Annotated in this window: 13 protein-coding genes; 4 read left to right on the top strand and 9 right to left on the bottom strand. The window is 62.0% G+C overall.

Translation table 11 applies throughout. The annotated features are described in order from the left end of the window. Positions 1-88: 88 nt before the first annotated feature. The 4 genes from AC0L2B_RS17415 to moaA all read right to left on the bottom strand — a co-directional run bounded on the left by AC0L2B_RS17415 (position 89) and on the right by moaA (position 3,720). A complete protein-coding gene (locus AC0L2B_RS17415; RefSeq protein ID WP_473746234.1) occupies positions 89-871 on the bottom strand; it encodes an ABC transporter substrate-binding protein in 783 nt (260 codons plus the stop codon). A gap of 214 nt (positions 872-1,085) precedes the next feature. After that, on the bottom strand, positions 1,086-1,595 hold the full coding sequence (mobB, locus tag AC0L2B_RS17420) for a molybdopterin-guanine dinucleotide biosynthesis protein B (RefSeq protein ID WP_473746235.1): 510 nt from the start codon (positions 1,593-1,595) through the stop codon (positions 1,086-1,088). 61 nt (positions 1,596-1,656) lie between these two features. Beyond that, positions 1,657-2,577, bottom strand: coding sequence for a DMT family transporter (locus AC0L2B_RS17425; RefSeq protein WP_287241942.1), 921 nt, complete (start codon positions 2,575-2,577; stop codon positions 1,657-1,659). A gap of 147 nt (positions 2,578-2,724) precedes the next feature. After that, positions 2,725-3,720 (bottom strand): GTP 3',8-cyclase MoaA, encoded by a 996-nt coding sequence (moaA, locus tag AC0L2B_RS17430; protein ID WP_027151755.1) that lies wholly within the window; start codon positions 3,718-3,720, stop codon positions 2,725-2,727. Positions 3,721-3,916: 196 nt separating this feature from the next. On the opposite strand from moaA, the gene AC0L2B_RS17435 reads away from it, so the two are divergent. Further along, positions 3,917-4,270, top strand: a complete 354-nt coding sequence (locus AC0L2B_RS17435; RefSeq protein ID WP_473746236.1) for a gamma-butyrobetaine hydroxylase family protein — start codon at positions 3,917-3,919, stop codon at positions 4,268-4,270. Between the two features lie 65 nt (positions 4,271-4,335). Continuing rightward, a complete protein-coding gene (locus AC0L2B_RS17440; RefSeq protein ID WP_473746237.1) occupies positions 4,336-4,947 on the top strand; it encodes a pyridoxamine 5'-phosphate oxidase family protein in 612 nt (203 codons plus the stop codon). Between the two features lie 5 nt (positions 4,948-4,952). Here AC0L2B_RS17440 and AC0L2B_RS17445 read toward each other — a convergent pair whose 3' ends face one another. Further along, on the bottom strand, positions 4,953-5,405 hold the full coding sequence (locus AC0L2B_RS17445) for a MarR family winged helix-turn-helix transcriptional regulator (RefSeq protein WP_091590958.1): 453 nt from the start codon (positions 5,403-5,405) through the stop codon (positions 4,953-4,955). A gap of 47 nt (positions 5,406-5,452) precedes the next feature. Here AC0L2B_RS17445 and AC0L2B_RS17450 point away from each other — a divergent pair, with 47 nt between their 5' ends. Further along, entirely contained in the window at positions 5,453-6,364 is a 912-nt protein-coding gene (locus AC0L2B_RS17450) for an alpha/beta hydrolase (RefSeq protein WP_473746238.1), read from the top strand. A 333-nt stretch (positions 6,365-6,697) separates the two neighbouring features. After that, the gene (locus tag AC0L2B_RS17455; protein ID WP_473746239.1) at positions 6,698-8,590 is read left to right on the top strand and encodes a L,D-transpeptidase family protein; all 1,893 of its coding nucleotides are present in this window, start codon (positions 6,698-6,700) and stop codon (positions 8,588-8,590) included. A gap of 91 nt (positions 8,591-8,681) precedes the next feature. Here AC0L2B_RS17455 and AC0L2B_RS17460 read toward each other — a convergent pair whose 3' ends face one another. The 4 genes from AC0L2B_RS17460 to AC0L2B_RS17475 form a co-directional block, all read right to left on the bottom strand. Next, positions 8,682-8,939, bottom strand: a complete 258-nt coding sequence (locus tag AC0L2B_RS17460; RefSeq protein WP_027151749.1) for a PepSY domain-containing protein — start codon at positions 8,937-8,939, stop codon at positions 8,682-8,684. 124 nt (positions 8,940-9,063) lie between these two features. Then, a complete protein-coding gene (locus tag AC0L2B_RS17465) occupies positions 9,064-10,149 on the bottom strand; it encodes an ABC transporter ATP-binding protein (protein WP_473746240.1) in 1,086 nt (361 codons plus the stop codon). Positions 10,150-10,277: 128 nt separating this feature from the next. Beyond that, complete coding sequence (locus tag AC0L2B_RS17470) at positions 10,278-11,153, bottom strand: carbohydrate ABC transporter permease (RefSeq protein ID WP_473746241.1); 876 nt, start codon at positions 11,151-11,153, stop codon at positions 10,278-10,280. Position 11,154: 1 nt separating this feature from the next. Continuing rightward, positions 11,155-12,222 (bottom strand): carbohydrate ABC transporter permease, encoded by a 1,068-nt coding sequence (locus tag AC0L2B_RS17475; protein WP_473746242.1) that lies wholly within the window; start codon positions 12,220-12,222, stop codon positions 11,155-11,157. Positions 12,223-12,285 lie beyond the last annotated feature (63 nt).

Raw genomic sequence — 12,285 nt, forward strand, 5'->3', positions numbered from 1 at the left:
CTTTTTTAGAGAGCGGCGTCAGCCCTGGCGTTCCGCTGCTTGCGCAAACGGCGGGGATATCCCGCCGTTCGCTGTCAACCCGGAATGATCAGGACTCGCCGCCGTAGACGTCGTACTTAAAATACTTGTCGTTGATTTCCTTGTACTTTCCGTTGGCACGGATGGCGTCGATCGCCTTGTTGAACTGATCGACCAACGCGGTGTCGCCCTTGCGTACCGCGATGCCGGCGCCCGGACCATGGATCTCGATGTCGGGCGTGATCGCGCCGATCAGCTTGCAGCAGGCGCCGTCCGGCGTGGCAAGCCAGCCTTCGATGACAGTGATGTCGTCATTGACCGCATCAACGCGGCCATTGGCGAGATCGAGCTGGTATTCCTGCGCGGTCGGGTACGGCTTGACCGTGCTGTCGGTATAAGTCTTGGTTGAATAATTGAAGTGGGTGGTGGCCGCCTGCACGCCGATCGTCTTGCCGGCCAGGTCCTCTTTGGTCACGCCTTTGATATCGCTGTCCTTGGGCGCGGCGATCGCCGGCGGCGTGTTGTAGTATTTGTTGGTGAAGTCGACCTTCTCGGCACGCTCCGGCGTAATCGACATCGAGGCAACGATGGCGTCGAACTTGCCGGCCTGAAGCGCCGGGATGATGCCGTCCCAATCCTGCGCGACGAAAGTGCACGTCACCTTCATCTCGTCGCAAAGCGCCTTGGCGATATCGATGTCGAAGCCCACGAGCTGGCCATCAGCGGTCAGGTTGTTGAACGGCGGATAGGCTCCCTCCGAGCCGATCCTCAAGGTTTTCTCCTGAGCCTGGGCAACGCCCAATGTCAGCAGCGCCGCCGATGCGGCGAGCGCTATACGCAGTGCAGTACGCATGATAGTCCTCTCTGTATGTTCCCGGCCGTCGTTCCAAACGGCTCTGTGGGCGGTTCTGTTGACCGCCCGCTGGCGCGATACTCCCATTCTTTCCCAAGAAAAAGCAACTGTAAAACCGTTGCTTGCGGGTTTCGCATTGCCGGACAATGCTGACGTTGCGGCAGGTATAGCAAAGGGGAAACAGGGGGCGGCCGATGCTTCTTCGGCAGTACCCTCAGCGCGTCAAACCTGTCGCGCGCTCGATGAAGTCGGCTATCGATCTGGTGTCGTCGAGATCGAAGACAGGCAGGCTTTCGTCGGCTATGGCGAAGTCGGCGGCGATGGCGACGATGTGCGGATCATTTGCCGAAAGCGGCGCCCGGTCCTTGGCTTCCAGCCGCCGCGTCTCGATCTTGCTGTGCGCCTCGCGCTTGTAGCCTTCGACCAGCACAATGTCGGAGGCGCCGAGCCGCGACAGGATCGCATCCAGCGTCGGCTCCTCCTCTGCGCGTAATTCGTGCATCAGCGCCCAGCGCCTGTCCGACACGATGGCGACTTCAGTGGCGCCGGCCTGCCTATGGCGAAAACTGTCCGCCCCCGGTTTGTCGATGTCGAAGGCATGATGGGCGTGTTTTACCGTCGAGACTTTCCAGCCGCGCCGGACGAGCTCGGCGACCAGCTTTTCGGTCAGTGTCGTCTTGCCGGAATTCTTCCAGCCGGTGATGCCGAAGACGCGTCTCATCATGACTTCATGCTCTGCAACAGACCCTCGACACGGACAATGTCACTCGTGGCGAACGGCAAGCCTATATGCCGTCCGGCGCCATATCAGGTCCAGCGCTTTCGGCGGCTGTCTTGCGCCGGCCGACGATCCGTTCGCGGTAAAGTGCGTAGAGGCCGGAGCAGACGATGATGCTGGCGCCGAGGATCATCGGCAGGTCGGGAACGTCGCCGAAGATGAACAGGCCAAGCAGGATCGACCAGAGCAGGGCCGTGTAGCGGAACGGCGCGATGAACGAGATGTCGCCCACCCGCATCGCCATGATGATGAACTGGTAACCGATGACCACGAGCACTGCCGCCAATGCCAGGAACGCCGTGCTTTCCCCCGTCATCGGTGTCCATCCGCCCATTGGCAAAAGCAGCGCCGCGCCGAGCACGGTCATGGCGACTGCCGTGGTGGTCGACACCAGCAATGTCGGAATGGCTTGCGGTATCCGCTTGGTGGCGAGGTCACGCACCGCACAACAGGCGACACAGGCCAGCGCCAGCAGCGAATAGATGCTGAACCCCTCGAAGCCGGGCCGCACGATGATCAGCACGCCGGCAAAACCGATGGCGATGGCCAGCCAGCGCCGCCAGCCGACGCCTTCCTTGAACACAAGTGCTGCGCCCATCGTCACCGCCAGCGGCAGCGCCTGCAGCACGGCCGAGACATTGGCAATCGGCAGATGGGCAAGGGCGATGAGAAACGACGCGGTAGCGCCGGCTTCGCCGATCACGCGTATCGCCACCATCGGCTGCAGCATCGAGCCGGGCAGGGCAAGCGCACCGCGTTGCCAGGCAAGCAGGCCCACGAAAAGCGAAGCGAAGGCGCCGCGGATCAGCATGACCTGCGCCATGTTCATGGATTCCGACGCGACTTTGGTGATCGCGTCGTTGAGGGTGAAACCACTCATGGCCACCACCATGAACAGTGCACCGCGAAGATTTGGGGAAAAAAGCAAAGGCGTTACCACTGTGGTCCTGCATCAAGCCTCTACCAGCCGGCGGCAAGACAGCAACGTCAAAGGGCTGGTCCACGGCGTTCGGCGGCTCGCTGCAACCTCCTCGCAACAGCGGCAGGATCTATTTCGGCGGTGCGACCAGGAAGATCAGCCGCCGGTGACGCTCATGTGCCGCGATACCGACGGACGGTTGGTGCGGCGGTCGATGATGAAATCATGGCCCTTCGGCTTGCGGCCAATGGCTTCGTCGATGGCGTCGGCGACCAGTTCGTTGCCTTCGGATGCACGCAACGGTGCGCGCAGGTCGGCGGCATCTTCCTGGCCGAGGCACATATAGAGCGTGCCGGTGCAAGTCAGCCGGACGCGGTTGCAGCTTTCGCAAAAATTATGCGTCATCGGCGTGATGAAGCCGAGCCTGCCACCGGTCTCGGCGACGTGGACGTAGCGGGCCGGGCCACCGGTCTTGTAGGGGATGTCGGTCAGCGTGAACTGCCGCTCGAGTGCTGCGCGCAGCAGCGACAGCGGCAGATACTGGTCGGTGCGGTCGGCGTCGATCTCGCCCATCGGCATGGTTTCGATGACAGTCAACTCCATGCCGCGGCCGTGCGCCCAGCGCAGCATCTCGGGCAGTTCGGCGTCATTGAAATCCTTCAGCGCCACCGCATTGAGCTTCACCTTCAGTCCCGCTGCCTGCGCGGCGTCGATGCCGTCCATGACCTTGTCGAGATTGCCCCAGCGGGTAATCTGGCGGAATTTTTCCGGGTCCAGCGTGTCCAGCGAGACGTTGATGCGCTTGACCCCGCAATCGGCGAGTTCAGCGGCAAAGCGCGAAAGCTGCGAGCCGTTGGTGGTCAGCGTCAATTCTTCCAGAGCGCCGCTTTCGAGATGACGCGAAATCTGACGCACAAGATGCATGATGTTCTTGCGCACCAGCGGCTCGCCGCCGGTAAGACGCAGTTTCCTGACGCCCTTTTCGATGAAAACCGTGCATAGCCGGTCGAGTTCTTCCAGCGACAGCAAATCCTTCTTGGGAAGGAACGCCATGTCCTCGGCCATGCAATAGGTGCAGCGGAAGTCGCAGCGGTCGGTGACCGAAACGCGCAGATAGCTGATCGTGCGACCAAAAGGATCGATCATGTCCATGCTGGTGCGTTTCCCGTGGTTGCGAACGGCATCGTTATATATAGCTATGTGATACGATCCAACCTGCCATTCAAGACAAGAAGTTTCGATCCTGGGCAACATCGCGCCGACAGATCGTGTCGGAAGTTTCGAAGCGGCCTTTTCCCGCTGCGCGAAGCGGCGTAGGGAAAGGACAGATGATGCGGAACCTATCACCATGACGGCGCCGAAGGAACTCAGGGTCTCGAAGGACCGCAGGCTGCTAACCGTGACGTTCCCTGGCCATCAGCCGTTCGAGCTGCCGGCGGAGCTTTTGCGGGTGGCCTCGCCATCCGCCGAAGTGCAGGGCCATTCGCCCGAACAGCGCGTGACCGTTCCCGGCAAGCGCAACGTTGCCATCCTGAAGATCGAACCGGTCGGCAACTATGCCGTCCGCATCACCTTCGACGATTTCCACGATACCGGCATCTTCACCTGGAACTACCTGCATATGCTGGGTCATGAGAAGGACGCACGCTGGGCCGCCTATCTCGCCGAGCTGGAAGAGAAGGGGCTGAGCCGCGATCGGTAGCTCCGGCCCGTCGTCAAAGCGTCACCGATTTGGAGTAGCGGCTGCGGATGCTCGGAGGCGAAAACATGTCCGTCATCACCACGGTCGAACAGCTCGAAGCACTCTATGGCCTGCCCGGCGAGACCTCGCTGGTCAAGGAGCTCGACCATGTGATTCCCGAATACACCGCCTTCATCGAGGCCTCGCCTTTTGCCGCGATCGCGACCAGCGGGCCGGAAGGGCTGGATTGTTCGCCGCGCGGCGATTTCGCCGGCTTCGTCCGCATCCATGATCCGAAAACCCTGATGATGCCGGACCGGCGCGGCAACAACCGTGCCGATTCGCTAAAAAACATCATTCGCGATCCGCGCGTCGGCCTGTTGTTCCTGGTCCCAGGCTGCGGCACGACGCTGCGCGTCAACGGCCGCGCCCACATCACCACGGATGCCGCGCTGTGTGCCTCGTTCAGCGTCGACGGCCGACCGGCGCGTTCGGTCACGGTCATCGATGTCGATTCGGTCTATTTCCAGTGCGCCCGCGCCATTGTCCGGTCGGAGTTGTGGAACCCGGTGAGGCATATCGACCCGAAGTCGCTGCCGACACCCGGAAAAATCCTGGAAATCACCAGCCGGAAAGGCATCGACGGCGAGGCTTACGACAGGGAATGGCCGGAGCGCGCGAAAAAGTCGATGTGGTGAGCGGGTCACGCCTCCTTGAGCACGTCGGCAATTTTGCGCATCTGCTCGCCGATCATGTCGCATTGCTCCGGCGTCGACTGGCTCATCGCTTTCTCGATCAGCGCCATATGAACCTTCAGCGCCTGCATCAGCAGTTCCGTGCCGGCTTCGGTCAGGGTCAGGCGCAGCACGCGCTTGTCCTTCTGATCGCCTTCGCGGCGCAGCAGGCCGCGTGTCTCGAGTTGCGGCAGCAGCATGGTTATGTTGGAACGGCCGACCAGCAGCCGGCGGGCGAGATCGTGCTGCGACATGCCGGGATGGCGGTAAAGGTTCATCAGCACGTCGAGCTGCGCCGGCTTCAGGTCCAGCGGCGCAAGCTTCACTGCCAGCGTGCGCTCCAGGACATGGCAGGCGCGCGCCACCGCGACCCAGTTGCGAAAACGCGGGTTGTCCCAGGGCAGCTCTTGCTTAATGTTCATGTTTGAACTATTATGTTCATGCTTGAACGAATGGATGGATCGCCACTATGGCATCATTTGGATTGAAGGTCATCCGGGGCGTGTTTGCCGCCGCCGAACATGTGGCTCCCCGCCTGACCGGGCGCGCGGCATTCGAACTGTTCTGCCGCACGCCGAACGCCAAAATCCTCAGCGACGGCGAGCGACGCGCCGTCGACCGCGCCGCCGGCTTCATGGCCGAGGCGCGCCATCATCGGCTGAAGACCAAAAACGGCTGCGTCATGGTGCATGAATTCAGGCCAGAGCCGGGCAGGCGGGCCGCCGGCACGGTGCTCGTCATCCATGGCTGGCGTTCGCGCACCGAATATATGCGCACGCTGATCGAAGCCTATCGAGGCGCCGGCTACAAGGTTGTCTCGCTCGACCTGCCGGGCCACGGCCAATCGCAGGGACGCCGGCTCACATTGGTCAGCGCTGTAGAGGCCGCCCGACTCGCTGGCGAATGGTTCGGCCCGTTCGTGGCGGTCGTCGGCCATTCCTTCGGCGGTGCCGTGGCCGCCAATGCCGTCGTCGGTTCGGTCAAGGACGTTCCGCCGCTGGTGGCCGAGCGGCTGGTGCTGATCGCGGCACCGAGTTCGCTGCCGGCGATCTTCAACGATTTCAGCCGCATGCTCAGTGTCGGCCCACGCTCGCAGGCCGCCATGGCCGACCGGGTCGAACGCATCGCCGGGCGACCGCTGCACGAATTCACCGGCGACCGTCAGCTTGCCGGCACGCCGGTGCCAACGCTGGTCATCCATGCGCCGGACGACCGCGAAGTGTCCGCCGACCATGCAAGGCTCTATGCCGGCGCCGGCGACCATGTGCGGCTGTACTGGGCCGACGGGCTCGGCCACCGCCGCATCCTCGCCGACAAGAGCGTGGTCGAGCGTGCGGTCGGCTTCGTTGCCGAACACCGGCAGCCGGTATCGCTGCATTAAACACCGGCGGCTTCGACCTGCGTGTCAAAAGTCGACCGCTTCAAGGAAGAGTGATTCGAGGAAGAGCGCTTCCTTGCAACCGAATGCGGCTGGTCGAGTTGATTCCCATCGCCGGCGGCGTCATCGCCCGGCCTCAGTGCTATTCGATGGAGCCGATTCGCTTCGGCTGCCACCGTTGTGAAACCGTTCTGCAACAGAGACGTTCTGAAATTTATGAAAGCTTAACGAAATCAGTATGAATCGGTGTAGTCGCGCCCTACATCCATGATGCGGTGGGCGAGACCGTCAAGCGATGCGGAACGGGAGCCGGCTGCAGCCGGAGCGGGTGATTCCATGAAATTCCTCGGAAACAAGGCAACCGTGATGCCGCTTGCGGCGGTCGCGGCAATGCTGGCCTTCGGCGTGCCGCAGGCAGACGCGCAAGGATTTTTCGAGAGACTCTTCGGCGGTGGTGTCAGGCATTCGCCGCGAGGCGATTTCCCCCTGCCGCCGTCGAGGCAGAGGCTGAAATACAAGCCATATGCCACGGCGCCCGCTGCCTCTCGTATCCGCAGCCCGTCCTATTACACCTACAAGAGCGACCCGCTCGTGCGCGTCGACTTCTCGACGCTGACGGCAGCGCCGGAGCCGGCAATGCCGCAGGACGCCGCATTCCAGCCGTCGTCCGCCACCGGCGCTGCCTTCCGCGAAGCGATTGCCGGACTCCACGATTACGAGCTCTACGCCGAGAAGGACATCGCCAAGGCACTCGTCGCCTATTACGCGGCCAATCCGGATTTCGTCTGGGTGACGGGAGCCAATGCCAACAGTCGCGCGCAAGATGCGGTGCGGGTGCTTGGCGAGGCGACGAGCTATGGCCTCATGCCGGCCGACTATACGGTTGAAGTGCCTGCCGCCGGCGCATCGACCGGCAGCGCCGATGCGCGGCTCAAGCAGCTCGTCCGCTTCGAGATGGCGCTGTCAGCGCGCGTCTTGCGCTATGTCCGCGACGCGCACAGTGGCCGCGTCGATCCCAATCGCATCACCGGCTACTATGATTTCCCGGCCAAGCCGCTCGACATGGAAGGCGTGCTGAAAACGCTGACGCGCACCCAGCAAGTGCGCACCTATCTCGAATCGCGGCATCCGCAGAACGCCGAATACCAGGCGCTGCGCGTCGAGCTGGAATCACTTCAGGCCAGCGCCGACGACGAGATCGTCGTCGATCCCAAGCTGTTGCTGAAGCCGGGGGAGACCAGCCCCGAACTGCCGAAGCTTCTGACGAAGATAGCGCGCAATCTCGACGACGAGACGGGCGGCGCCTATGGCGAGATATTGGCCAGGCTCGCCACCAGCGAGGTCTATGCCCCGGAACTGGTGCCGGTCATCAAGGCGGTGCAGAAAGAGGCTGGCATGAAGGGCGACGGCGTCATCGGTCCGCGCACCGTCGCGGCGCTGGTCGGGACGTCCAAGGCCGACAAGATTCAAAAGGTGCATGTCGCGCTGGAAGAGTTGCGCTGGCTGCCATCCGATCTCGGCAGCCCGCGTGTCTTCATCAACCAGCCGGCGTTTACCGCGACCTATATCGAAAATGGCGAGGAGAAGCTGAAGACCCGCGTCGTCATCGGCAAGACCACCAACCAGACTTCCTTCTTCTACGATCAACTCGAGCAGGTCGACTTCCATCCCTATTGGGGCGTGCCGCAGTCGATCCTCGTCAACGAGATGCTGCCCCGGCTGCGCAGGGATCCCGGCTATCTCGACCGCGCCGGCTACGAAGTGGTCAATGCGCGCGGCAAACGCATTCCGTCCTCCTCGGTCAATTGGGGCGCCTATGGCGCAAAAATACCTTATGGCGTGCGCCAGCTGCCGAGCGAGGCCAATGCGCTGGGCGAACTGAAGATCCTGTTCCCCAACAAGCACGCCATCTACATGCACGACACGCCGCAAAAGACTTTTTTCGAGCGTGACATGCGCGCGCTCAGCCATGGCTGCGTTCGCCTGCAGGATCCGCGCGGCATGGCGGCGGCGGTGCTCGGCACCTCGGTCGATGACATCGCGGAGAAGCTGAAGCACGGACATGCGACGGAGAAGGTAGCGCGCAGGATCCCGGTCTATGTCGCCTATTTCACCGCCTGGCCTGATATGTCCGGCAAGGTCGAATATTTCAGCGACGTCTACGACCGCGACGCGCGGCTGCAGCAGGCGATCGACAGCACGCAAGCAGTGCGCTCGCCGGCGATCTGAGGACGCTAACGCGGGGGAGAGCGGGCGCCGGAACCCGGCCGCGCCGCCATGAGCGTCGCCGAGCTGGCCACGTATTGCCTGGAGGGGCGATCTATTTGGGTTCGGCTGTCACCGGATCGTAGGTGATTTCGACCTTCGCCTTGTCGGTCGTGTAATAAGTAACGGTGTAGGCGCCGCTGTCCCAAGCGACCTCGTCGACGTAGCGAAAGTCGTCGCGTTGCTCGACCTTGGCGATAATCTCCGACAGTTTCCTGGCATTCTGCGGCGGCAACGGACTTCCGTCTGCGGCAAGGGCCGGTTCACCGAAAAAGAGAACGACGACGCCTGTCGCCAAAACAAGTCTGAACATGGCTTTCCCTCGCTTCTCGCAAAAGTAGAAACTCGCGGCCATGCAGGTTTGTTCCGGGCAGGTTTGTTCCGGGTTCCGGAATGGACACAAGCGAATTGCGCCGACGCATTGTCGTTTGCTCATGCTAATGCGTCTGCAACTCACCTTCGTCGGGGAAGAGGTGGGCCAAGGCCGTGTCGAACGTGAGTTCCAGAGCGTCACCCGGTTGAAAAACCTTGTCTTCATTGAAGGCCGCAATGAGTTCGCTGTTATCGCGAAGTGTCAGGTCCACGACCGTCTCGCTGCCCAATCGCTCGGCATGGGCCACGATGCCATGCAGCAAGCCTTTTCCAGATTGCACCGGCCGCAGGTACTGCGGACGGACACCCAGGATGGCCTTGCCGTCTTTCCGGAAGGCGCGCCTTCTGGTCGCTACCCTGATCGGCTCCAGGGATTGGTTGCCAACCATTGCCGCTTCGCCATCGAGGGCGAGGACGTCGACGTTCAGGAAATTCATCGACGGGGCTCCGAGAAAGCCGGCTACGAACCTGTTGGCCGGCTCGTGATAGAGCTCCATCGGCGCTCCGATCTGCATGACTTGACCGTCCTTCAGCACGACGATCCTGTCAGCCAGCGTCATCGCCTCGACCTGGTCGTGGGTGACGTAGATCATCGTTGTGCCCAGTTGCCTGCGCAGCCGGCCGATTTCCATGCGCATGTCCATGCGCAGTGCGGCGTCGAGGTTGGAGAGCGGCTCGTCAAACAGGAATACAGCCGGTTTCCGAGTGATTGCGCGCCCGATGGCGACGCGCTGGCGCTGGCCGCCCGAAAGCTGACTTGGCCGGCGGTCGAGCAAATGTTCCATTTGCAGGATGCGTGCGGCCTCGGCCACCTTCTGCTGCTTTTCCTGCCTGGAAGCGCCCGCGATCGTAAGGCCGAACGCGATGTTCTCGCGCACGGTCATGTGCGGAAAGATGGCATAGCTCTGGAACACCATCGCAACACCGCGTTGCTTGGGCTGCAGCTGGTTGACCACCCGGCCGCCGATCTCGAGGGTGCCTTCGGTTATGTCCTCGAGTCCGGCAATCATGCGCAGCAACGTGGACTTCCCGCAGCCCGACGGTCCAACAAAGACGACGAACTCGCCGTCGTTGATGTGGATATCGACGCCTTTGATGATTTCGACGCGACCGAAGGATTTCTTGACGCCCTTGAGTGAGACCTCAGCCATGAGCGATGGCTCCCGTTTCCTGATTCATGTGCGGCAATTCGGGGTCTCCGATCGATTGGTCGGCCTTGAGGAATGGGGCTGACCGGCCGTCCCAGATCCACTGGCGTTTGAGCGCGAGAGCCATGCAGTCAGCCCTTCACGCCGGTCGAGGCGATCGACGCGATGAAGGCGCGCTGCAGCAACAGGTAGAAGACCAGCACCGGGACGGTGATAAGGGTGAGATAAGCCATGACTTCGCCCCAGGCGACGTTGAGTTGAAAGAAGTAGCCGAGGCCGACCATGACCGGGCGATAGCCTTCCTGCTGCACCACGATCAGCGGCCAGAGATATTGGTTGTACATGACGAGGAATTTCAGGATGGCGGCAGTCGCCAGTACCGGCCCTGAAAGCGGCATGACGACGCGATAGTAGACCTGCCACCAATTCGCGCCCTCCACCCGGCTTGCCTCAATCAGTTCGCCCGGCAGCCCTTTGAAATACTGCACGAACAGGAAGATCGTCAGTCCGTCGGCGATCCACGGGATGATCTGCACCCGGTAGGTATTGAGCCAGCCCCAATGCAGCCCATCAAGCCCGATCCAGGGCAGTTTCGAGACCAGGAGCAGGAGCGGGATAGCGATGGTCTCGAAAGGGATGATCAGCGTCGCGATGACGATCGAGAGCAGGACATCGCGCCCCTTCCACCGCAGGAAAGCAAAGGGGAACGCGGCCAGCGAACAGATTAGCAGCGAGAGAAGGACGGTCACCCCGGTGACCAGAACCGAATTCAGGACGAACAGGCCGACAGGCGCCCGCCGGAACGCACCGAAATAGTTGTTGAGGCTGATGTCCCCGACGGGCAGGAATGCACGCAGGCTGGAAGTGTCCGCGAGAAGCTGACTGTCCGGCTTGAAGCTCGAGTTGATCATGAACACGAGCGGAAAGACGAAGATCAGCGCGATCAGGCACAGCACCAGATAGCGGACGAACAGCCTGAGGCCGTAATTGTCGGGATCGAAGGCCATCCTAACGCTCCCGTGTCAGCCAGCGCTGGGTGAGTGAGATCGCCAGCACGATCGCGAACAGGATGACCGAGATGGTCGAGCCGCCGGAGATGTCCTGCTTGCCGTAGCCGCGCTCGACCGCCTGGAAGACGAGGGTCTGGGTGCTGTCGAGCGGACCGCCACTGGTCATCACGTTGATCTGGGCGAAAAGCGCGAAGCCCTGCATGGTGATCACGACAAGGACAAGCACGGCGGTGTTGCGCAGGCCCGGCCAGGTGACATAGCGGAAGGTCTGCCATCTCGAAGCCCCCTCGATGGCGGCGGCCTCGTAGAGCGTGGGGCTGATCGTCTGCAACCCCGCCAGCCAGATGACCATGTGGAAGCCGACGGCCTGCCAGATCGACATGGCCATGACTGCGGGCAGCGCCGTCGAGGGATTGCCGAGCCAGTCGACGGGCTGGAAGAGGCCGAAGGTGAGGGCCTGGAGGATGCTGTTCAACAGCCCGTTCTGGCCGTCATAGATGAACCGCCAGAGGAGCGAGACCACGACGATGGAGACCACCACCGGCATGAAGTAGATGGTCCGGAACAGGTTGATGCCCCTGACCTTGTGGTTGATCAGCAAAGCAAGCATCAGAGCGAGGCTGCCCTGTACCGGCGCCACGACCAGGACGAACAGGAAGGTGTTTACCAGCGCCTTCATGAACACAACGTCGCTGGCGATGACGATCATGACGTTTTCGCCGGACTGCCAGCGAAACCACTCGCGCATGCCGCGATACTGAGGATAGTCGTCGCTACGGGTGATCTCACGCAGGCGGGGATACTGGATTTCGCCGGCCTCGTTTCGGACCACTTCGCCAGCATCGTCGCGCTCTGGCTTGAGGGTCACCACAGCAAGGCCCAGGAGCTGCTGATAGTTTTCCAACCCGACGAACTGGGTCGGGTTCGGTGACAGCAGCCGCTGATTTGTCAATGACAGACCGATCGCGAAGAAAAACGGCAGCACGATGAATGTGAAGATAAGCGCGAAGCCCGGCAGGACGAATGTCCAGCCCGCCCGGTTCGACAGGGTTAGCTTCGACGCCATTTGCGGTATCCGCCCAGCAAGCCAGAGAGGGTGGAGTCCGCGGCTGGCGAGGACCCCGGCGCG

It is taken from the genome of Mesorhizobium sp. WSM4815 (assembly GCF_055811575.1).

Bases quoted from the DNA above. Each gene is read 5' to 3' on its own strand.
- AC0L2B_RS17440 (WP_473746237.1), top strand. From the start codon at position 4,336: ATGTCCGTCATCACCACGGTCGAACAGCTCGAAGCACTCTATGGCCTG.
- AC0L2B_RS17460 (WP_027151749.1), bottom strand. From the start codon at position 8,939: ATGTTCAGACTTGTTTTGGCGACAGGCGTCGTCGTTCTCTTTTTCGGT.
- AC0L2B_RS17465 (WP_473746240.1), bottom strand. From the start codon at position 10,149: ATGGCTGAGGTCTCACTCAAGGGCGTCAAGAAATCCTTCGGTCGCGTC.
- AC0L2B_RS17470 (WP_473746241.1), bottom strand. From the start codon at position 11,153: ATGGCCTTCGATCCCGACAATTACGGCCTCAGGCTGTTCGTCCGCTAT.
- AC0L2B_RS17445 (WP_091590958.1), bottom strand. From the start codon at position 5,405: ATGAACATTAAGCAAGAGCTGCCCTGGGACAACCCGCGTTTTCGCAAC.
- mobB (WP_473746235.1), bottom strand. From the start codon at position 1,595: ATGATGAGACGCGTCTTCGGCATCACCGGCTGGAAGAATTCCGGCAAG.
- AC0L2B_RS17450 (WP_473746238.1), top strand. From the start codon at position 5,453: ATGGCATCATTTGGATTGAAGGTCATCCGGGGCGTGTTTGCCGCCGCC.
- AC0L2B_RS17455 (WP_473746239.1), top strand. From the start codon at position 6,698: ATGAAATTCCTCGGAAACAAGGCAACCGTGATGCCGCTTGCGGCGGTC.
- AC0L2B_RS17415 (WP_473746234.1), bottom strand. From the start codon at position 871: ATGCGTACTGCACTGCGTATAGCGCTCGCCGCATCGGCGGCGCTGCTG.
- AC0L2B_RS17435 (WP_473746236.1), top strand. From the start codon at position 3,917: ATGACGGCGCCGAAGGAACTCAGGGTCTCGAAGGACCGCAGGCTGCTA.
- moaA (WP_027151755.1), bottom strand. From the start codon at position 3,720: ATGGACATGATCGATCCTTTTGGTCGCACGATCAGCTATCTGCGCGTT.
- AC0L2B_RS17475 (WP_473746242.1), bottom strand. From the start codon at position 12,222: ATGGCGTCGAAGCTAACCCTGTCGAACCGGGCGGGCTGGACATTCGTC.